We start from the raw sequence: 21,524 nt of genomic DNA on the forward strand, positions 1-21,524 counted from the left end.
GTGAATTGCGATCCGAAAAGTTGACAGCATAAATTGTTAATGTTAAGGAATCAGGGCTACATGGCTCTGGTTCCTTTTCTTTTCTTATCTGTTCTAAAAGTCTCAGGACTCCAAGGGCCTGTACTGGAAAAACATAGGTCAGCTAGTAATAAATAGTTAAGACAAGAAAGAAAATATAAAAATATAAAAATTTAAAATTATCTATAAGTATACAAATTTACATATGCAACAAATACCGATCAAACCCATACCATCGAAGTTGTTCCATAATATCATTCTTCAGTTAATTAACCAACCGTTCGATGGTGCCTCGACAGCGGAATAACCACTTACTTATCAAATCTTATTTTCAAGAAGAAATCATACAATCGTAGATATTTTTTCGTTCATCACTGTTGCGACAGTTAATCCGAGAAATAAAAAAGAACTCGACTTGGTCCCCATTTTACGAATGGTTTTGCTGTCATATGTTACATCAACAAGCACAAACTCAATGTCCCTGTCTTGCAAAGGCGAAAGTAATTCCGGTATCACTGCCGCGTTATTTCTGTTGACTGTGGTGAAAACATGAAATCAAATCATTCCTTTTATTGTTGTCTAAAGATGCAGTTTGTATTCTTTGAACCAATGATAACGAGTCGATATTCCTCACTTTGTTTGTCAGTTGTGGAGACTACTTCGAAGAGTGGTACGGGGATTGAATACTGAAGTAGTTTAAAAGTTGATGATGAAAGGCAGAAAATCCATGTTCTTGGAGTTACTTATTGGTTCGTGAAAATGTCAACCAATGGAGAATACCTTGAAGTCATCAAAATGCAACAAAAACCATCAAATCGACGTAGAATGTTCACCAACTGTCGTAAGGAATCAATAGAGAAGTATGTTTTCAACAAAGAAATATTTAATCAGTGATTTTTAGATAAGGGCGATCGTCCAATCATATAAGGTGACTCAAGAAAAGAAAGTTGATCAATGTATAGAAATAATTCCTCTGAGAGAAGGAACATTTGGTCAAAATAATGCATGTTCAAACACAGAATTGGTAATTATGATCTTGTTCACTCCTTAGGTGTTATTTTTTAACTGTATATTATTTCCGATTACCAGTTTTATATGCATTTTGCAACACGTTCAAATTGTTATAAATGACAAACTTCGACAGAAAAATAGTTTTGAATTTGATATTTTTTAAATGATTAGTAGAAAGGAGGGGAATTATGTCAACACATTCAGCTTCATCGCAAATGTTAGGTTATCTTTACCAAGTTCGATATGCCTTATTTCTTATTTTAGAACAAGAGCTAGATTATTCTATTTCCATTGAAAGCTTAGATGATATAACTTTTGAAGAACATGGAACACCGAAAGAGCTTATTCAAACAAAACATCATACAACTAAAAATGCTTCTGTTGCAGATACATCAACTGATTTATGGAGAACAATTAGAGTTTGGTGTGATGCTTTAAAAAAGGGGAAAATAAACCCTAACGAAACTGTTCTAACATTAGTAACAACATCTAAAGCTACAAGCGAAAATATTATTGCGCAAACATTGTATCCAGAAGGTACTGTAAAAAGAGATGTAGATAAGGCTTTAGAATTATTAGAGGAAGTGGCTAATTCAAATTCAAATGAAACTAACAAAAAAGCATATGAAGAGTTTTTATCATTAACAAGAGAAGAAAGGAGACAACTTGTAAAAGCGATTAGAATATTAGATGGATCGCCTAATATTATTGATACAAGAGAAAAAATTAAAAAAATATTAAAGACAAGTACAAGAATAGAATTTCTAGAGGAAGTATTGGATCGGTTAGAAGGATGGTGGTTTGAAAAAACAATACAATTTCTCATGAAGAGAAGACCTTCTGTATTATCAATTACTCAAGAGGAAGTTCTTAATAAATTAAATGATATAACCGAACAATATCATAAAAATAATTTACCTATTTATGAAATTGATTTTGAAATTCCGTCTGAAGATGATTTAAGTAAAGATAAAAGGATATTTATTGAACAACTTAAACTAATTATGTTACGTCCTAAGAGAGTGCAAAAGGCTATCAGTGATTATATTAAAGCCTATGAGCAGAGATCAAGATGGATTCGGAACGATTTATTGTTTGATGACGAATTAAAAAAATATGAAAAGACTTTAGTTGACGAATGGGAAAGAAAATTTGAAGCAATGTTAGAAAAATTAGATTTTGAGGAAGATAAAACTGAGGAGAAGTTGATTTCTTATGGAAGAGATCTATATGAAACTATTCAAGATATGGAAATAAATATAAGAGAAAAGTGTACAGAGCCATTTATTATGAGAGGTAGTTACCATATTTTAGCTAATGAAATGAAAGTAGGCTGGCATGCAGAATTTAAAAATAGATTAAGACATTTGTTAAATGAACTTTTGGAGGAAGTAACATGATTTTTGAAGAAAAGCCCATTGAGGTAGAGATATTATTAAATCCTGCGTTTTGTGGTGAAGTTTTTAGAAGATGTATAAGTGAATATCAAAAGTACACCAATTCTGCATTCCCTGTATCAATAATTTATTTAGTTTTAGCATTAGTATTACATAAATTCACAAGAGAATCTATTTTAAAGAATCGACGAAAACAAATGCATGTATGGTTACAAGAAAACCAAGAAATATTAATTAATTTACCTAATAGAATAAAATCACTTGTGAGTATTTCTAATGAAACGTTAATTTTTTTATTACACACAAATTCTATATACATAAACGAAGATGGAAATATTAATTTAAATAAATATCGAAAAAAAACAAAAGGTTTTAAAAATGGTGAAATCAGTGATTGTTTTAATGCGGCTGAGATAATTGGGAGATGGTTTGCTCGTGTAGGGGACGAGACAACTATTTATGCTATGTTAGGGGTGAAACCTTAGGAATGCAAATTAAAAATATTGTTTTATATAGTCATAGTGGAAAAAGCAGAATTTTAGATTTTGATTTAGGTTCTGTTAACATAGTTACTGGCGCTTCAAAGAGAGGTAAATCTGCACTAATTGACATCATTGAGTATTGTTTCGGTAGTAATGAATGTAGGATTGCTGAAGGAATAATTCGGAGAACTGTAAAATGGTTTGGGATAAGGCTTCAACTTCCAAATGGACAAATTTTTATAGCACGAGAAAATCCACCAATAGACCAAAAAAGTACTAATAGAGCATATATTAAACAACAAGATATTGTATCTATTCCAAAAGAAATCAAGGAACCTAATACTACAATTGAAGCTGTAATTCAAACACTTACTAAACAAATTGGAATTTCACCTAACTTGTATATTCCTCCTCAGGGACACACTAGAGAACCTATTGAGGCAAATATTAAACATGCTCTTTTATTTTGTTTGCAAGCACAAGAAGAGGTTGCGTCAAAAAATAATTTATTTCATCGTCAATCTGACGCCTTTTTAAGTTTTGCAATTAAAGACACACTACCTTATTTTTTGGGAGCATTAAGAGCAGATGACCTTGCGATAAAACAAGAAATTAAGAGGAAGAACACGATCCTTCGAAAATTAAAAAGAGAATTAAATGAAGCTGAAATGATTGAAGGTGAAGGGATAAGTAAAGCAACTATTCTATTTGAAGAGGCAAAATCTGTTGGATTAATTGATGAATATAAAAAGAATCCTGTTTCATTAGAAGAATATATAAGAGAATTCAATGAGATTGTAAAATGGGACCCTAAACAGTTTGATTATCCTGAAAATGATCGAGTAAATTTGTTAAGAGATGAACTTCGAAAATTGCAAAAAGAATATTTTGAAAAAAAAGAGAGAGTAAAATCAGCTAAAGTATTTGAAAATGAAGTTAGTGGTTATATGGGAGAATTAGAACATCAGAGATTAAGGTTAGAAACTATAAATTTGTTTAAAGATAGTGAAAAAGAAATTGAGAAATGTCCTTTATGTTCAAGTCAATTAAACAAGACATATGACCCAATAAAAAAAATATACGCTAATTTAAGAAGGGTTAAAAATAATTTAGCTAAAACAGAAAAAGAAAAAACAAAAATAAGAAATTACATTAATAATCTTGAAGATGAGTTAGCGGAGTTAAAAATGAAGATACGCATTAAAGAAGCTGAAATTAAAGATCTTATATTGCAAAATGAAGCTACTCAGACATTAAATGATAAATATCTTAAAATTAGTCGCGTTGTAGGAAGGATTAGCTTATGGTTAGATAGCTTAAAGCTAAACGATAACTTGTCAGGATTAAGGGAAAATATTAGAGTTCTGGAAAATGAGATTGAAGAATTAGAGAAAAAAATAGATGCAGAAAAGGTCCAAGAAAAAATAGATTCAATATTATCCCGATTAAGTTTAGATATGACAAAATGGTCAGATGAATTAAAATTAGAACATAGTAATAATCCAGTTAGGCTAGATTTAAATAAATTAACCGTAGTTGTTGATAATTCTGAAAGGCCTATACCGCTAAATCGGATGGGAAGTGCAGAAAACTGGTTAGCTTATCACTTAATAAGCCATTTAGCTTTACATAAATTTTTTGTTGAAAAATCCCGTCCAATTCCTAACTTTCTAATTATTGACCAGCCAACACAGGTATATTATCCTACTGAAAATTACGAGGATAAAAAAGAATTTATAAATAATCTTAATGATGAAGATAGACAAGCAGTTAATCGTATTTTCAAATTGTTATTTGATGTTTGTGATATGCTATCACCGAATTTTCAAATAATTGTTTTAGATCACGCAGATTTGCCTGATAAAAAATATCAATCAGCTGTTAAACATAGATGGAGAGAAGATAAAGCGCTGATCCCAGCCGATTGGATTAATGAAGTATCTTAGATAAATGAAGAATGGGGTAAGAAAGCTCTATCGAACCTTAGAAATAGTGTAACTCCTCGAGTTTTGTCGAAGTTCGATAAGATAAAAGAAATGCACGTAACCCTGTCAAGTAGACAATGAAAAAAAAGAGTATATTAAGCTGCGGCCTTTTCTCGATATTCAATCGGGGAAAGGCCGTTCAGTTTTTCTTGAAAACGACTGTGATTGTAAAAATGAATATACTCTTGAATAGCCTGATAAGCCTGTTCTATCGTTTTTGGGCGCACTAAATACAACTTCTCTGTCTTTCAATGTGAGAAGAAACATTCGATACATGCATTATCATGGCAATTTCCCCTTCGAGAATGACTTCCTTGAATCTTGAGTTCTTTGAGCTGGTTCTCATATGATTTTGTTGTGTATTGGAACCCTTGATCTGAATGAAGAAGAACATTCTTGCCAAACGGCTTCCCATCCAGTTGTTTCAGTGTATTCAATACCAATTCAAGATCATTTCTTTCGGATAACTCCCACGCAACAATCTCATTGTTATATAAATCTAAAACGGCAGACAAGTAAGCAAAAGTGTCTCCAACACGAACATAAGTAATATCCGTTACGAGCTTTTGGAACGGATTCTCGGCATAAAACTCACGATTTAGTACGTTAGGAAATACTACGGAACCTCTTCGTCCGTAGAAAGGTCGTTTCTTGCGAATCACCGATTTTATGCCTAACTCTCTCATTAAGTGTCTCACACGCTTATGGTTCACAACGATTCCTTCTCTGGATAATGCCCTTGTCATGCGTTTATATCCAAAGTACGGATGTAACTTATGAACTCATTAGCCCCCTAATGAATTTGGACACTCGATAAGGTGTTTTTTATAATCGAAGTGACCAAATGAAGGGGGCTTTTGATGTACATGAAACGAAGAAAACATTCGAAGGAATTTAAGCTACAAGTAGTGAAAGAAGCATTAGAAGTTGGAAATAAAGCATTGGTAGCTAGAAGATACGAGCTTAGCCCGAATCTCGTGCAAAGATGGGTGAAGGCATACGAAGAAGGACAGCTAGGCGAAGAAACGGTTATTTCCTCTTCAGCTGAAGTAAAAAGGCTGGAGGAGGAAAACGAACAGCTTAAGAAGCTATTAGGGGAAAAAGATTTAGAAATTGCGATTTTGCGTGATTTGATAAAAAAGAAGAACCCTCCCTCTATAAAATATTGATTTACTCGTTCTTTCTTTAAATTTCTTTGATTTTTATAAGCATCGACGTTTCGTAGACATCAGAAATAAGGATATAAATTCAATATTTATAAATTTTTGGATAGGTAGGGTGTAGGGGAACAAACTCCATCATCCTATTTTTTTGAAAATGGAGGACTTTTCCCTATGATCGCATCTTTGGATCTCCACTCGTCTCATGGCGGTGTACCCTCCCATGTCTCACGGAGTCCTTCGCTCCTACATTCCTTCGTTCAACCTATCCATGAGGTGGAGGTCGGAATATGCTCACTTGCTGGGTCTATGCCCGAATGGGGATTTACGACCGACTCCTCCGCGCTTCTGATGTCTATCTTCAATACATTGTTTGAGATTAAGCGACTTCCTGTAATGTCTTTAAGTGTGGAATATCTTGTATCATTTTCTCTTCACTGAACGAAATTTGACGTTGACCAATGGTGAATAAGATTCGAATGAGTTTACTACATAAAGCGACAAGAGACTGCTTAGCGGTTAATGGGTTATCTGGCCGTGTGCGATAGTATTCATGTAAGGCTTTAAACGCTTGGTTTTTCGCTGATAGGGGCATCACCACTCGAAATAAGAGGGCTCGCAGTCGTTTTCGCCCTCGTTTACTAATCGTCGTTTTTCCTCGATGTTTCCCCGATTCATTTCTTTTTAGGTTCAGTCCCGCCAGTTTGATGATTTGGCGTGGATGCTGGTATTGGCGGAGGTCGCTCACTTCAGCGAAAAAACCAACTACCGTCATTTCTCCGATTCCTTTGATGTCACACATCTCTTTAGCCCCCGGAATCGTTTGAACCATTTCGCTTAACTGCTTTTCCAGTTCGTCTAGACGATGGATTAAATACTCGTACTTCTCGAGTAAATATCGTAATTCTTCCTTGGCCATTTGAGTACCCGTTTGAAGTCCAATGGAGACTTTGGCGGCCTCTTTAAACTGTTCGATTCGCTTCATTCCAACGGCTCGTTTGGCCACTTTCTTGACTTCCCAAAGAAGCTGTTCGGATGAAACCTTCGCAATTTCTTTTGGAAGATATCCCAATTTTAAAAGCTGCAGCGCTGCTTTCCCTGTCCAATCTTTAAAAACCGTAAGAAACTCAGGAAAATATCGGTCCAGCCAATTGTGTACTTGGGCTTGAACCGCATATAGATCCTGCATCACCATGTCGTGAAGTTTCATGCCTTCACGTAATTCCGCGTAAACTCCTTCCGGAAGAATCGGGATGGAATATCTACCATCCTTGACGAGTTGGGCAATGACTTTCGCATCTTTCACGTCGTTTTTCGTAGGAGAGTTGTCATCCAGCTCTTTACTTCGTTTCACATGCATCGGGTTCACAGTGACACATAGGATGTCATGTGATTGTAAGAAGTAAGCAAGATTCAGCCAATAGTGTCCCGTTGGCTCCATTCCTACGATGACATCTCTTTTTTCATGTTGGTTCATTAACGTTTTTGCCCAATTTAAAAACGTTTGAAACCCTGTTCTTGAGTTTTCAAATACAATGGCTTTTGATATGTCTATTCCCCGATGATCTTGAGCTCTTGCCACTTGTTTGTGTTTCGCGATATCAACGCCAATGATTAATGTTTGTTCAGTGATTTGTCTAATTTTCGAATTTCGGTTATAATTCATATCGAGTCCTCCTTGGTCTATTAGTTAGGGGTCATGGCCATGACACCCTGTATCATACCAAGGGGACTTTTTTTGTTTCAAATCTCATTTTTCTTCATTACAGGAATGCTCACTTACTGAAAAATTGGAAGTAGCCGAGCAGTGGATCGAGAAAGGATATCCGATTACGAAAGTGCTGGAGATTCTGGAAATCAATCGTTCGACCTACTATTATCAACAAAACGGAAAAGTCGAGGAGAAAACAGTAGGTGGGGGACGTCCAATCCCCGGCTACTCTCTGACGAAAATGGGTGAAAAAGTGCCAGACGAGCAAATCCAAGAATGGCTATCTGAGCTTGTCATGGGGGTAGGATTTGCTTACGGATACCGGAAGTTGACGATCCAGATAAGAAGAGACCATCAGCTCATTATCAGTAAGAAAAAGGTTTATCGATTGTGTAAAGAGATGGATTTACTACGTCCACAGCGAGAGAAACGGATTTCTTATCCACGGAAACTCGCTCGGAATCGTATCATTACCGGTTCGAATCAGTTATGGGAAATGGATGTGAAATACGGATATATCGAAGGAGAAGAACGCTTTTTCTTTGTTTTATCGCTTATCGATGTGTATGATCGTTCGGTGATTGATTACCATATTGGACTGAGTTGTTCAGGAAGCGACGCCGTAAAGACGCTACAAAGATCGTTATTCAAGCGTCAGAAATTTGAACAGACCAATAAACCTGTAATTCGTACAGACAACGGCCCACAATTTATTTCACATGTCTTTGAAGCTGCCTGTGAGCGATTTGGAATCGAACATGAACGGATTCCACCGCGGACACCGAATATGAATGCACATATTGAAGCGTTTCATCGTTTACTGGAGGAAGAATGTCTAGGGAGAATGATGTTTGACAGCTATGAAGAGGCTTATCAAGCAGTGATGGAGTACATGAAATTTTATAACGAGCGAAGAATTCATTCTAGTATTCTCGATCTTCCACCGCATGAATTTTACAAAAAAGCGCAAACAGAAGCGTTAATCATCAAAGAAGTTCGCGTATAAGGCAAGAGGATCTCGTCTTCTTGCCAAGAAAAAATGAGAAATTTTAAGAATAACCTAAAATAAGATAGGATGTGTCCAAAATTAGGGGGTCAATCCGTGAATAGCCAATATATGTTCTTTCAACAAAAGAGTTTCTTCCAGACGTAATGATCTTTTGGATCGATTTTTGCGCCACTTGTAGTATCCGGCTTTTGAAACCTCACCAATTTTGAGTAACCATGCAAATGGGTACTTTTTCCGTAGCTCATCAATAATAAGAAACCTTTCCGATTTTAGGACCATTCCTTCCCGTGTAGATTTGGATTGCGCTTTTTTAGGTATTCCACTTGCGCTTTCAAATAAGCATTTTCCTCTTCTAAACTTGAAAAATATTTGCGATTCCACACTCCTCGTTGATCTTCCAAAGACTCGCCATTTCGAACTTTCTTGACCCATTGTGCAATCTGCGCATCACTCTTGATTCCAAAGCGTTCACGGAGCTGTCGATAAGACCAGCCTTCCTCCAATTTCGAACGAATGACTTCACGTTTAAGCTCCTCTGAATAAGACTTAAAGGTTTGTCCTTTTTTAGCCATAAAAAATCCCCTCCCAGGTAGACTCCTAAGAACATCATATCAAATGTTCTCTTTTTTTACTGTCTACCTGTAGGGGATAATACCAAACCATCCTTCGTCAGTGGGAATATACGTGATATCGGCCATCCATACTTCATTTGGAGCCGTTGTTTGGAAGTTCTGTTCCAACAGATTCGCATACACGTTGTAAGGATGATTACTATTGGTTGTCGCCTTGTATTTACGCATCGTAATCGATCTTAATCCTTCTTCACTCATGATGCGAGCCACCGTCTTTTGAGACACACGAATTCCTTGTTTGCGTATTTCTTGCGTAATTTTCGGACTTCCGTAAATCTTACGGGACTTTAGATACTCATTTCGAATCTGTTGAGTGAGTTGTTCTTTTTGTTCTTTCTGTTTACTTTTCGCCCGCTTAAGCCAGGCGTAATATCCACTTCTTGAAACACCGAGCACTTGACACATCTTCACAACAAGAAATTTATTTCGGTGTTGAAAAATGAAGGCGTAAATTACTTCTGGTTTCTGGTGAAGATGCCTAACGCCTTTTTTAAGATCGCTAATTCCTCCTCCAACTCTTGATTACGGCGGCGTAATTCGATGATTTCTTGATTTTGTGGCTTGACGTTGCCTGAACCTACAAAGCTTGTTCCATTGCTTTCTTTGTATTCTTTGACCCATCGATGAAGAGTGTTGTAAGCCAAACCTAACTCTTTTGCCACTTGGGCGATGGACTTGTCCCCCTCCAAGCATAACTCAACGGCTTGAATCTTGTACTCTTTATCAAATGCTCTCTTTTTCATCATTGGACACCTCGAACCGATTGTAATTAAGTTTATTATAATCTCTCTGTTCTCTGTGTCCACTTTTTAGACTAACATCACATTTCTGGTACGAAGATCATAAGACAGGGAAAAGAGTAGATACCCCTTTACCAGTCTATCCCTTTCTTCTTGCCCTTTTACAGCACTTCCACCTAAGCATTTTCGAATAGTTGGGCGTTTTGGGCTGAAAAGACTAAAAAAACCGTCGGAGAATAACTGGTTTTCTTCTTCATCCGATTGTAAAGTAGTTAAAAAGAAAAATATTGACAATAAAAAATAGTCTGAATATAATAAAAACTGAGAGGTGATTCATATGTCAGAAAATGCTGCAGCAGAAACTCTTAATCTAACAAGAAAGGGCATGGAAACAAGGGAAAAATTATTAAGGGCAGCAGAAAAGGTTTTTGGCAAAAAAGGTTATTATGAAACTTCCGTAGTCAACATTACTCAGGAAGCAGGCGTTGGCCAGGGTACCTTTTATAATTACTTTCAATCAAAAAAGGAAATCTTTGATGCACTAATTCAAATGTACAGCCGAGAATTAAGATTCAAAATAAAAGAGGAAATGAAGGATGCGGAGAATCATGAAAATGCCCAACGAAAGGGATTCCAGGCATTTTTCCGCTGGGTGAAAGACCACCCTGAGCTATACAGCATCGTTCAGCAGGCGGTTGTTGTCGACAAGGATTTATATCGCTGGTATTATGACAAACTTGCTTCCGGGTTTTTAAAAAGTTTGTCATTGGGGGTGGAAGACGGAGAGTTTAAAGATATCAATCTGGAAACCGTGGCGTATTGCCTAATGTCTATCGGACAATTTTTAGGCATGCGCTGGGTGTTTTGGGAAGGACAGGATGTGCCGGAGGAAGTTTTTGATGCCGCGATGACGCTGATCTTTAATGGAATCAAAAAGCCATAAAGGAGATGGGGATTTTATGCAGGGAATCGCTTATTGGATTGAAAAAAGAGCGAGCATTAATCCGGGACGAATTGCAGTTATTACCGATCAGGAACAATTAACTTATAAGGAATTAAATGAAAGAATTCAAAATGCAGCCCTATTCCTATTGAATGAACTGAAAGTGAAAAAAGGAGATCGGATTGCAATAATTTCCCAAAACCGTCTGGAGTATGTCGTTTTGCTGTTTGCCATTGCACGGCTTCAATGCATTGCCGTTCCTTTAAATATCCGTTTGAATATTAACGAACTGATTTTTCAGCTGCAAGACAGCGGAACTTCTATATTAGCTGCGGAAGAGCCGTTTTTTGAAATGGCAAAAAGCATCGAAAAAGAAACCGGGGTTAAGCTGTTTTCCATCGAGAAGCTGAATGATATAAAACAGAAGGAGGCAGAACTGCCTGATGAAGAAATTGATGAGAATGCCCCTTACATTATTTGCTACACCTCGGGAACAACCGGGAAGCCAAAAGGAGCGGTGCTCAGACAAAGCAACATGTACTGGAATGCGATTAACAATATTCTTGCCATTGATTTAACATCCATGGACCGTTCCATGGTGTTGCTTCCGCTGTTTCATATCGGCGGAATTGGCTTATTCGCCTTGCCGACACTATTTGTCGGAGGAACGATCATTATACCGGGAAAATTTGATCCGTACAAAGCCATCGAGATGATTGAAAAACACCAGGCTACGGTTGTGATGGGCGTGCCATCCATTCACCAGGCTTTATTTGACTGCCCGGCGTTTAATGTAGCTGATCTGAGTTCCGTGCGCTGGTTCTACAGCGGGGGCGCCCCATGTCCTCGCGAACTGATTCAAGCGTTTACGGATAAAGGCTATTTATTCGGCCAAGGGTTCGGACTGACTGAAACTTCTCCGACAGTCTTTATGCTGAGCCGGGAAGATGCCCGTAGGAAAAAAGGATCAATTGGAAAACCGGTCTTATTCAGCGAAGTGAAGCTGGTGGATGAGGAAGGAAATGAGGTTAGGCCGGGCGAGGTCGGCAATCTGCTTGTCCGCGGCCCAATTGTTATGAAAGAATATTGGAATAGACCGGAAGCTACAAACGAGGCGATAAAAGATGGCTGGTTCCATACAGGAGATCTGGCACGGACAGATGACGAAGGTTTCTTCTATATTGTGGGAAGGAAGAAAGAAATGATCATATCCGGCGGAGAAAATATTTATCCCCTTGAAGTGGAACAAGTCATCAACCAGCTGCCGGAAGTCAGGGAGGCGGCGGTGGTCGGCATTTCAGATCCGCGCTGGGGGGAAGTTCCGGTTGCTTTTATTGCGAAAAGAGAAGACGCTTCGATAACTGAAGAGGATGTAAAAACTTACTGCTTGAAATTTTTAGCAAAATATAAAGTGCCGAAAGAAATTTATTTCATTGATGAACTTCCGAAAAATGCGACAGGAAAAATCCAAAAAAGCAGCCTGCCAGAAATGCGGGAAAGGGTGAAACAATAATGACAAGATTCACTGAAGGACAGACAGCTTCTTGCAGCAAGACAATTACGGAAGCTGACGTTGTATTGTACGCCGGCTTGAGCGGTGATTTTAATCCGATCCACATTGATAAAGAGTATGCAAAGAATACTAGATTTAAAGAACGCATTGCCCATGGCCTGTTAACTTCCAGTCTCTTGTCACAGCTTTTAGGCATGTATCTACCGGGAAAAGGTTCCATTTATATGGAACAGACTCTTCGTTTTACCGCTCCGGTATATATCGGGGATACAATCACGGCTACAGCCACGGTTCAGGAGTTTATTGAAGAAAAGAACATTATAAAACTATTAACAGAGTGCCGGAACCAGAAGGGTGAGCTGGTGCTAATGGGATCAGCAGTTATGCTTGTGCCAAAGGAAGGAGAGAAAGTATGACAGAGCGAATCGGAATCGAAGAAACAAGTGTTTATTTTCCAAAGGATGTGGAAACCGCAGCCACATTAGCTGAAAAAACAGGCATACCGGAATCGGTCATCATTGAAAAATTTGGTTTGTATGAAAAGCATGTGGCGGATCAGACGATGCATGCATCCGACATGGCAATTGAAGCAGCAAAAAATATTTTGGCAAAGGTTGATCCATTATCCATTGACGTGGTGATTTATTTTGGCAGCCCCCATAAAGATTACTACGTCTGGTCCAGTGCTCCGAAAATTAGCTATGAATTGGGGACTAGGAACGCATATGCCTTTGAAATTATGAACGTAAGCTCCTGCTTTCCGATTGCATTGAAAGTTGCCAAGGACATGCTGAATTCCGATCATTCCATTGAAAACATCTTGCTGGTCGGCGGATGCAAGGAATCGCAAATTCTAGATTACAGCAATAAACGGTCTAGATTTATGTTCAATTTTGCCGACGGGGGAGCGTCTGCACTGGTAAAGAGGGGGGCATCTAAGAGTGAGATTCTTGAAAGCGCTATCATAACAGACGGCTCTTTCCATAATGATGTCCGGGTGCCTGCAGGTGGATCGGTCCATTTTGCCAGCTACGTTACCGTTGAAAACCGCCAGCATTATATTGATGTGACAGATCCTTTAAGCATGAAGGAAAAACTCGATCCGGTATCCATTCCAAACTTTCACAAAGTCATCAAGCAATCTTTGGAAAAAAGCGGGCTTTCGGTTGAGGATATACAGCTGTTGCTGCCGCTGCATACGAAACGATCCATGTTAAGAGAATTACTAGACGGGCTAAATTTGTCTGATGATCAGGCGATATATCTTGATCATTATGGCCATATGTCTGCTTTGGATCCTTGTATCGGACTCCACTTTGCCAGTGAGCAGGGAAAACTAAAGAACGGCGATATCGCAGTGGCAGTAAGCGCTGGCACCGGCTATACCTGGGCAGCTACGGTAATTAAATGGCTGGGGTGATGTCCAATGAAAAAAATCTGGCGATCTTTACTAATATTCGCTATATGCTTCGGCTTTTTGGGGGCGGAAGTTTCTGCAGAAATAGTATATCAAGAGTCTTGGGGTGCTGAGGAGGACAGCGAAGAGCTGTTTCGGAGCCCTGTTGCATTAGCGAAAGACAGCAGCGGGAATATTTATATGACTGATATGGGCAACCATCGGATTATAAAAATGGATTCCTACGGGAACATACTGGCTACATATGGGAAGCTCGGTGATGGTCCCGGAGAGTTTAATATGCCGTTTGGCGTTGCCGTTGACAATGAGGGCAATATATTAGTTGCCGATACAGGAAACTACCGGATTCAAAAGTTTAATGCACAATTCCAGTTTATAAAAAGCTGGGGAACAAAAGGTAAGGAAAACTATCAATTCGGTTTTCCAAGAGAAATAGCCGTTGATCAGGACAACAATTACTATATCACCGATGAATTCAACCATCGCATACAGAAATTCAATTCTGATGGCGAATATCTATTAACTATTGGCGAATACGGAAAAGGAGACGGACAACTGGCATTGCCGCAAGGAATTGCTATAAGCAATAACAACGAAGTTTATGTAGCGGATACTTATAATAACCGGATACAGGTTTTTGATGTAAATGGCCAATTTAAGCGGAAAATTGGCGGACCTAAACCGGGCATGGGACCTTATCAGTTTTACCATCCGAGAGGAATCAATTTTGATCGGGAAACAGGTGCATTCTATGTAGCGGACACGTACAACAACCGCATTATGAAGTTTAGCATGGATAATCTATTTTTGTACCAGACAGGCGTTTTTCCGCTACTTGTTTACCCGAATCAAGTATTGCCTTATGGAGATGGAAATCTATATGTGACAGATACGGGCAACAATCGTCTGGTGAACTTTTTTGAAATGGGTCTTTCTGCAAGCTACATTATGTCTGTTGGCAATGACCGTTGGCACGATAAACAATATGCGGGTCCGTTCGATGCCGAAGTGGATTCGGAAGGAAACATATTTATCTCTGACTCCTTTAATCACAGAATCTTAAAGTATGACTCCGAAGGCGAACTGGTCAGCAAATGGGGCAGCATGTACGGAACGGGGGGTCCGCTTGGCTATGGCAGCTATCCAGGACAATTTTTCGTACCAAGACAAATTGCAATCGATAAATATGACAACGTTTATGTTGCGGATTCAGTCAATCACAGGATTCAAAAGTTTTCAAATTCTGGAGTGCTGCTTGCTTACTATGGATCTTATGGAACGTTAAATGGATACTTCCAATTCCCGACAGGGGTAGCGGTTGACAACAAAGGAAATATTTTTGTCGCTGACTCGGAAAACAACCGGATTCAGAAGTTCAATTCCCTTTTTGTTTTCCAAAAAAGCTGGGGCAAAAAAGGCACAGGCGACGGAGAATTCTTCCAGCCGATGCAGATTGCCATCGACTCCCAGGATAATGTATATGTTGTAGACCGAATCAACAACCGAGTCCAAAAGTTTGATAACAACGGCAATTTTCTTGCAAAATGGGGAACCAATAACGGCAGCGGCAATCTGGATCCATTGGAAAATTGGGGAGAAGGACCGGGAGACTTATTCTTGCCAACAGGTATTGCAATTGACGAAAATGATCTGGTTTATGTAACGGATACATCAAATAATCGCGTGAATGTGTATGACACCAATGGAAGATTTATAGAGCAGTTTGGAAGTTTCAGCGGACATGCGGGAGATTTATTCTCACCGCAAGGCATTGGTTTTACCAATGATGGTGAAATAATAGTCGCCGATGGATTGCTTCACCGCATTCAGTTTTATAAAAATCAAAATAATTAGGGAGGATAGGAAACATGTTCAATAAGAAAAAAGCCGTACTAAAAAGTTTTCTTATTACATGTGTAATCGGGTCGCTCCTATTGACTTCGGCATGCGGAAGCGACAGTTCAAGTTCAGAAAAAGAAAAAGATACAATCAAGATCGGTTTATTGGCTTCTTTAACAGGAGCGCTGGAAGCTTACGGAAAACAAACTGTTCGAGGATTTGAGCTTGGGCTTGACTATGCGACGGACGGAACAGGTGAAGTTGTAGGGAAAAAAATCGAATTTATTGTGGAAGATACAGAAACAAAACCGGATGTTGCTGTGAAAAAGGCTACGAAACTATTGGAAGAGGATGAAGTAGATTTCCTTGTCGGCTCAACCAGTTCCAGCGATACGCTTGCCGTTTTGCCACTGGCAGAAGAATATGAAATAATCATGATCGTGGAGCCAGCAGCTGCCGACAGCATAACAGGCGATAATTTTAACCCATATATTTTCCGGACCGGACGAAACTCTTCTCAAGATGCAGTTGCAGGTGCAGCTGCGATTGCTGGAGAAGGCGTTAGAATTGCAACGTTAGCGCAGGACAATGCTTATGGGCGGGATGGTATCGCAGCCTTTATTGAAGCAGCTAAAGAACGCAGGGCGGAAATTGTGGCTGAAGTTTATGCGGACCCGAATGCAACCGATTTTACAGCCAATATTCAAAGTGCCATCAGCGAAAAACCGGATTACTTGTATATCGTCTGGGCAGGCTCCAACGCGCCGTGGAAACAATTAAAAGATATGAAGGTTCAAGAGCAGGGAATAAAAATTTCAACGGCCGTACAGGATATTGCATCGCTGAAAACCATGGATGCATTAATCGGCATGGAAGGCTATTCGATTTATTATCATACACTTCCGGATAACGAAATCAATGACTGGTTGGTGGAAGAACATAAGAAACGGTTTGACGGCGAAATTCCGGATCTGTTTACTGCCGGAGGCATGACGGCAGCCATCGCCATTGTAGAAGCCTTAAAGAAAACGGAGGGAGACACGGATGCTCAGCTGTTGATTGAAACAATGGAAGGCATGGAATTTGATTCCCCAAAAGGCAAAATGAAATTCCGTGAAGAAGACCATCAGGCTTTACAAAGTCTCTATTCGATAACTCTGGAAAATCAGGAAGGCGTTGACCATCCGGTTCCGGTGTTGATCCGCGAATTGGATATGAACGAAACCGAGCCGCCGATTCGAAATCAATAAAGCGAGAGGAGAATCTTGTATTCTCCTCTTTATGAAAATTAGGAAGGGGGCGCAAGGCTTGGAGGCTTTATTGGAGACTCGCAATCTTTCCATTTCATTTGGCGAACAGGAAGTAATCCGGGATGTCAATTTTAAGGCGCCTAAGGGAAAATTTTTGTCCATCATCGGGCCGAACGGGGCAGGAAAAACTACTTTATTCAACCTGCTGAGCGGACAGCTCGCGCCGACAAAGGGAGAGATTTATTTCAAAGGACAAAACATTACCAATTTATCAGTGGCAGAGAGAGCACGAATGGGGATGGGTAGATCTTTTCAATTAACAAATATTTTTCCGGAATTGACGGTTCTTGAAAATGTCAGACTTGCTGTCCAGTCGCAAAGAAAAGATTTTTACAGCATTTTACCAAAACCTGCCAAATATCGCAAACAGCTTGAAGAAGCAAGAAGGCTACTTGATATGGTGTTTTTAAAGGAAAAAGAGGACTATTTAGCTATAAATTTAACCCATGGGGAAAAACGAAAACTGGAGATTGCCATGCTTTTAGCCTTGAAGCCCAATCTGCTTCTGCTTGATGAACCGACAGCAGGAATATCGGTGGAAGAAGTTCCGGCGATTTTGGAAGTGATTGAAAATATCAAAAAAGATTCAGAGAATACCATTGTTTTAATTGAACACAAAATAGAAATGGTACTTGCTTTGTCGGATTATCTTGTAGTCCTATTCAATGGGGAATTGTTGGCAGAAGGAGAACCGGGTGTAATTATGCAGGATGAACGTGTGCAAAATGCTTATTTAGGGGGACTTTCACATGCTGCGAGTGGAAAATCTTGAAACCTATATTGATCAATTTCATATTTTGCAAGGTGTCACTTTCGAGGTAATAGAAGGAACCATTACTGTTTTATTCGGGAGAAACGGGGCAGGAAAGTCTACAACACTTCGAACGATCATGGGATTTTACCCTGTTTCGGAAGGTGTTGTTTACTATAAAAATGAAAAGCTGAATGGTCTCCCAACTCATGTGATTGCCCGGAAAGGAATCGGATATGTACCGGAAGATCAGGGTATTTTTCAACATTTAACGGTGGAAGAAACTTTTGCGCTGGCAAAAAAGGAAAAAGACCCTGAAGGAGAGGCAAAGGCTGAATGGATGCTGGAGATTTTTCCGGATTTAAAGAAATACTGGCATAAAAAAAGCGGCTATTTAAGCGGAGGTCAGAAACAAATGCTTGCCATTGCCAGGGCGTATATTAACAGCAGCGGCCTGCTTTTAATTGATGAGCCCAGCAAAGGGCTATCCCCGCTGATGGTTGAAAAACTAATGGAATCGATCGTACAAATGAAAGAAAAAACTACCATTTTGCTCGTTGAACAAAATTTCTTTATGTCCAACCACATAGGTGATTACTATTACATGATGGACGATGGGAAAATTGTCCATCAAGGGTTTATGAATGATTTGAGGGAGGATAAAGAAACGGCAAGGAAGTATTTGGGAATATCCTGATCATGTGAGGGGGAGTAATTTGAATACGTTGCTGAATCTTTTGATCAACGGTCTCTCGACAGGTATGCTGATCTTTCTTTTAGCATCGGGTCTTACGCTTATTTTCGGACTTATGAGTGTCTTAAACTTTGCCCATGGAGGTTTTTTTGCATGGGGCGCCTTTTTAGGGGTATGGCTCTTTACAGTTACCGGCAACTTTTTGCTGTCCTTTATCGCTACGGTGATAGGCGGCATGGTGCTCGGCTGGATTGTTGAAAAAATATTAATCCGGCCGGTTTATGGCAATCACATTCGGCAGCTTCTTGTAACCTTAGGCGGAATGCTTGTACTGATTGAGTTGCTGCGTGTGTTTTGGGGCTCGAATCCCATTCGCGCTGGCCTGCCCAAATGGCTTGAAGGTAGCATAGATGTTGGCGGTGTGATTTTTATCAAATACCGTTTGTTTGTAATTCTTGTCGGGCTGGTTATTTACGTTATGATTTTGCTTCTATTAAATAAAACGAAAATCGGGATTATGATCCGCGCAGGCGTGGACAACAGAGAAATGGTACAGGCGCTTGGCATAAATATTAAAGGCGTTTTCTCCTTTGTGTTTTTGCTGGGAGCGGGAATGGCCGCTTTGGGCGGATTTTTGCTGGGGCCATATTCCGGCGTGATTTTTGCTGATATGGGAATGCAATATGCGGTATTAGCATTTATTGTCGTTATTATTGGCGGCCTGGGAAGCATTCAGGGGGCAGCCGTTGCCTCAATCATTGTCGGCTTGGCAGGCGCATATACCGCTTATTACTACCCTGATCTGTCCCTTGCTGTAAATATGTTATTGCTTATTGTTATTTTATTGCTCAGGCCGTCCGGACTTTTAGGAGAAAAGGGGGGAGTCTAAAGTGGCTTTAGCAAAATATAATCGTTTTTCACTCATCGCCGGCATAATCGCAATTCTTTTCTTAAGCATCTTCCCTTTCATAAATGATTCCCGCAGCATGCTCATTTTATTTACGCAAATCTTTATCTTTGCTATTTTTGCGATGAGTTATGATATTCTTTTAGGTTATACCGGTATCGTCTCCTTTGGTCATTGCCTATTCTTTGGCATCGGGGCTTATAGCACGGCGATTATACTGAATGCCAATGATAATACAATAGGATTTTTCCTTCTCGGCATCGCTATTGCTGTTATTGCAGCTGTGTTAATCAGCTTCTTAATCGGAATGCTGTCGTTAAGGCTGCAAAGTCATTTTTATGCTATGCTTACCTTGGGATTTTCTGAATTATTTCTTATTATTGCAGAAAAATGGAGATCGATGACGCAGGGGGGTGACGGATTTACCTTCCAGGTGCCGGAATTTTTGAGAGACCGGTTTACTTTTTACTTTTTTTCATTAATCAGCCTTGTTCTTATCTATATTTTGCTTCGTACTTTCACTTCTTCATCTGTTGGAAAAGTATTAAAAGCGATTTCGCAAAATCAAAAGCGAACAGAAGCCCTTGGTTTTAAAGTTCTTCATTATAAAATTATCGCAAGCGTCATAGCCGGGGTGGTGGCCGCATACAGCGGAGCTTTATATGCAGTGACCCTTCGCTTTGTGAATCCGTCGGTCTTCTCCATTGAAACCACATTAGATGCGCTTCTTATGACAATGATCGGCGGCGTCGGTACTTTGTTTGGGCCAATTTTAGGCAGCGGAGCGGTTGAATTTATTCAGCACTATTTATCGGAGCTTGGGACCGAGTATTCGATTTTTGAACGATGGCCGATTTTCTTAGGTCTTCTCTATATAATTGTTATTTTAGGTTTTCCTAAAGGCATTGCCGGCACTTTCAAAAGCACTGTTATAAAGCGAAAGGAAAACCGGAAAGAGAAGGAAGGATTATTAAAACATTCAGCATAAATCAGCAAATTATAAAGATTCCAGTATTTCAGGCGTCGCTGTTGCCAAAGCAAAATGATTGCTTAATGGCTGCATCCGGCGCCTAGGTCGCTGATTAAGGATGAAATTGAAAAAAGTGATGCTATTGTCATAAATTTCGTTACGAAGTGTTTGATTTAGAAAACGGGGTACCGACCTATGCCTATGAATTAGATCAAGCTGTTCAAGATGGATATTTAGTTGATTATCGTACGATTGAAACAAAATTAAAGTTTCTTGAAGAAGGTAATCATTATGATGATTTATCTGATGAAGAAAAAGAACAGTATGAAGAAACATTTGATGATGAAATTGGCGAAGATATTGACAGCGCTGCGTTAAACGAATGGTTATTTAATGACGATACGATTGATACCGTGCTTTTATATGTGTATCTTTTAGAATTATATGATAGTCGGTTGCCATAAATAACATATACCCATAGAGTCTAATATGTGCCAAGTTAAACTTCCCGAAAGAATATTCTTCTGGACTAGCCTTGGCTTCAATGGGATAGGTGCCTGTCACCGCTCGAGAGAAGTCACTCAGCCCTTGGCTATGTATCGCCATGCGAATTTGAGGCTGCTTATTACGCTAATCAGAGAAAAGTAGCTGCATAAATTCAGTTTCTGTGTTTAACGTGTCTGTTTTCTTGACATAATACCATGTCGAAGATTGTTAAAATTTCAGAAAAAGAGAGCTCGTAATCACTCGGCTCTCTTTTTTCAGAAAATTCTGTTTAGAATCTTGATTTTTCCCCCTTCATTCCGCTTTAATAAAATCGTATCCACCTATCTCCTCTCAAAAATTTCCCCGAAAGGATGGTCTCCAATAACAGAAGAATACCTCGATTTGAAAATGTATTTTATGTTTAAGTAGCTGTTCGGCCACCCAAGCCGAAAGCGAATTACGATCGCGTTTTTGAACGGGATTTTAAACCACACGGGCCGCGATAGGATTGTCGATGTGCAATATGAAAACACCGAGCTTTCAAAAGAG

Annotated in this window: 16 protein-coding genes and 8 pseudogenes; 18 read left to right on the forward strand and 6 right to left on the reverse strand. The window is 39.2% G+C overall.

What is annotated here, in order from left to right; genetic code table 11:
• Nucleotides 1–217: 217 nt before the first annotated feature.
• Nucleotides 218–1,047 (reverse strand): annotated as a pseudogene (locus ABES52_RS10715) (transposase).
• A 170-nt stretch (nucleotides 1,048–1,217) separates the two neighbouring features.
• On the opposite strand from ABES52_RS10715, the gene ABES52_RS10720 reads away from it, so the two are divergent.
• Genes ABES52_RS10720 through ABES52_RS10730 form a run of 3 tightly spaced genes read left to right on the forward strand, consistent with a single transcriptional unit; the run spans nucleotide 1,218 to nucleotide 4,854 of the window.
• Nucleotides 1,218–2,429, forward strand: a complete 1,212-nt coding sequence (locus ABES52_RS10720) for an ABC-three component system protein (RefSeq protein WP_429651155.1) — start codon at nucleotides 1,218–1,220, stop codon at nucleotides 2,427–2,429.
• Nucleotides 2,426–2,911: a three component ABC system middle component gene (locus tag ABES52_RS10725; RefSeq protein WP_429651156.1), complete on the forward strand. Its 486-nt coding sequence runs from the start codon at nucleotides 2,426–2,428 to the stop codon at nucleotides 2,909–2,911. The genes ABES52_RS10720 and ABES52_RS10725 overlap by 4 nt, the downstream gene beginning before the upstream one ends.
• Before the next feature lie 2 nt (nucleotides 2,912–2,913).
• The gene (locus tag ABES52_RS10730) at nucleotides 2,914–4,854 is read left to right on the forward strand and encodes a DUF3732 domain-containing protein (protein WP_429651157.1); all 1,941 of its coding nucleotides are present in this window, start codon (nucleotides 2,914–2,916) and stop codon (nucleotides 4,852–4,854) included.
• A gap of 134 nt (nucleotides 4,855–4,988) precedes the next feature.
• Here ABES52_RS10730 and ABES52_RS10735 read toward each other — a convergent pair.
• Nucleotides 4,989–5,675 (reverse strand): annotated as a pseudogene (locus ABES52_RS10735) (IS3 family transposase); the annotation flags it as partial.
• Between the two features lie 84 nt (nucleotides 5,676–5,759).
• Here ABES52_RS10735 and ABES52_RS10740 point away from each other — a divergent pair.
• Nucleotides 5,760–6,062, forward strand: coding sequence for a transposase (locus ABES52_RS10740; RefSeq protein ID WP_429651158.1), 303 nt, complete (start codon nucleotides 5,760–5,762; stop codon nucleotides 6,060–6,062).
• 370 nt (nucleotides 6,063–6,432) lie between these two features.
• On the opposite strand, the gene ABES52_RS10745 is transcribed toward ABES52_RS10740, so the two are convergent.
• Entirely contained in the window at nucleotides 6,433–7,719 is a 1,287-nt protein-coding gene (locus ABES52_RS10745) for an IS110 family RNA-guided transposase (protein WP_429651159.1), read from the reverse strand.
• Nucleotides 7,720–7,843: 124 nt separating this feature from the next.
• Between ABES52_RS10745 and ABES52_RS10750 the strand changes: the two genes are divergently transcribed.
• Complete coding sequence (locus tag ABES52_RS10750; protein ID WP_429651160.1) at nucleotides 7,844–8,770, forward strand: IS3 family transposase; 927 nt, start codon at nucleotides 7,844–7,846, stop codon at nucleotides 8,768–8,770.
• An 84-nt stretch (nucleotides 8,771–8,854) separates the two neighbouring features.
• Here the strand turns inward: ABES52_RS10750 and ABES52_RS10755 are convergent.
• The 3 pseudogenes from ABES52_RS10755 to ABES52_RS10765 form a co-directional block, all read right to left on the reverse strand.
• Nucleotides 8,855–9,345: pseudogene (locus tag ABES52_RS10755) on the reverse strand (transposase); the annotation flags it as partial.
• Between the two features lie 87 nt (nucleotides 9,346–9,432).
• Nucleotides 9,433–9,926 (reverse strand): annotated as a pseudogene (locus tag ABES52_RS10760) (IS3 family transposase); the annotation flags it as partial.
• A gap of 51 nt (nucleotides 9,927–9,977) precedes the next feature.
• Nucleotides 9,978–10,151: pseudogene (locus tag ABES52_RS10765) on the reverse strand (transposase); the annotation flags it as partial.
• An 80-nt stretch (nucleotides 10,152–10,231) separates the two neighbouring features.
• Between ABES52_RS10765 and ABES52_RS10770 the strand changes: the two are divergent.
• The 13 genes and pseudogenes from ABES52_RS10770 to ABES52_RS10830 all read left to right on the forward strand — a co-directional run.
• A pseudogene (locus ABES52_RS10770) lies at nucleotides 10,232–10,356 on the forward strand (IS91 family transposase); the annotation flags it as partial.
• Nucleotides 10,357–10,482: 126 nt separating this feature from the next.
• Nucleotides 10,483–11,088, forward strand: coding sequence for a TetR/AcrR family transcriptional regulator (locus tag ABES52_RS10775; RefSeq protein ID WP_429651161.1), 606 nt, complete (start codon nucleotides 10,483–10,485; stop codon nucleotides 11,086–11,088).
• Nucleotides 11,089–11,104: 16 nt separating this feature from the next.
• Nucleotides 11,105–12,601, forward strand: a complete 1,497-nt coding sequence (locus ABES52_RS10780) for an o-succinylbenzoate--CoA ligase (protein ID WP_429651162.1) — start codon at nucleotides 11,105–11,107, stop codon at nucleotides 12,599–12,601.
• A complete protein-coding gene (locus tag ABES52_RS10785; protein WP_429651163.1) occupies nucleotides 12,601–13,017 on the forward strand; it encodes a MaoC family dehydratase in 417 nt (138 codons plus the stop codon). The genes ABES52_RS10780 and ABES52_RS10785 overlap by 1 nt, the downstream gene beginning before the upstream one ends.
• The gene (locus tag ABES52_RS10790; protein ID WP_429651164.1) at nucleotides 13,014–14,021 is read left to right on the forward strand and encodes a 3-oxoacyl-ACP synthase; all 1,008 of its coding nucleotides are present in this window, start codon (nucleotides 13,014–13,016) and stop codon (nucleotides 14,019–14,021) included. The genes ABES52_RS10785 and ABES52_RS10790 overlap by 4 nt, the downstream gene beginning before the upstream one ends.
• Before the next feature lie 6 nt (nucleotides 14,022–14,027).
• Nucleotides 14,028–15,872: a 6-bladed beta-propeller gene (locus tag ABES52_RS10795; protein ID WP_429651165.1), complete on the forward strand. Its 1,845-nt coding sequence runs from the start codon at nucleotides 14,028–14,030 to the stop codon at nucleotides 15,870–15,872.
• Nucleotides 15,873–15,886: 14 nt separating this feature from the next.
• Nucleotides 15,887–17,107 carry a substrate-binding domain-containing protein gene (locus ABES52_RS10800; RefSeq protein WP_429651166.1) on the forward strand — a complete coding sequence of 407 codons (1,221 nt, stop codon included), beginning with the start codon at nucleotides 15,887–15,889 and terminating at the stop codon, nucleotides 17,105–17,107.
• 58 nt (nucleotides 17,108–17,165) lie between these two features.
• Nucleotides 17,166–17,939, forward strand: a complete 774-nt coding sequence (locus tag ABES52_RS10805; protein WP_044894217.1) for an ABC transporter ATP-binding protein — start codon at nucleotides 17,166–17,168, stop codon at nucleotides 17,937–17,939.
• A complete protein-coding gene (locus ABES52_RS10810) occupies nucleotides 17,917–18,615 on the forward strand; it encodes an ABC transporter ATP-binding protein (RefSeq protein ID WP_429651167.1) in 699 nt (232 codons plus the stop codon). The genes ABES52_RS10805 and ABES52_RS10810 overlap by 23 nt, the downstream gene beginning before the upstream one ends.
• 19 nt (nucleotides 18,616–18,634) lie before the next feature.
• Nucleotides 18,635–19,501 (forward strand): branched-chain amino acid ABC transporter permease, encoded by an 867-nt coding sequence (locus tag ABES52_RS10815; protein ID WP_044894219.1) that lies wholly within the window; start codon nucleotides 18,635–18,637, stop codon nucleotides 19,499–19,501.
• Nucleotide 19,502: 1 nt separating this feature from the next.
• The gene (locus ABES52_RS10820; protein ID WP_429651168.1) at nucleotides 19,503–20,507 is read left to right on the forward strand and encodes a branched-chain amino acid ABC transporter permease; all 1,005 of its coding nucleotides are present in this window, start codon (nucleotides 19,503–19,505) and stop codon (nucleotides 20,505–20,507) included.
• Nucleotides 20,508–20,647: 140 nt separating this feature from the next.
• Nucleotides 20,648–20,908 (forward strand): annotated as a pseudogene (locus ABES52_RS10825) (hypothetical protein); the annotation flags it as partial.
• A gap of 496 nt (nucleotides 20,909–21,404) precedes the next feature.
• Nucleotides 21,405–21,521 (forward strand): annotated as a pseudogene (locus ABES52_RS10830) (Rpn family recombination-promoting nuclease/putative transposase); the annotation flags it as partial.
• Nucleotides 21,522–21,524 lie beyond the last annotated feature (3 nt).

Origin of the sequence: Aeribacillus pallidus (genome assembly GCF_050478865.1) — a bacterium.
Lineage (GTDB): Bacteria > Bacillota > Bacilli > Bacillales > JACDOC01 > JACDOC01.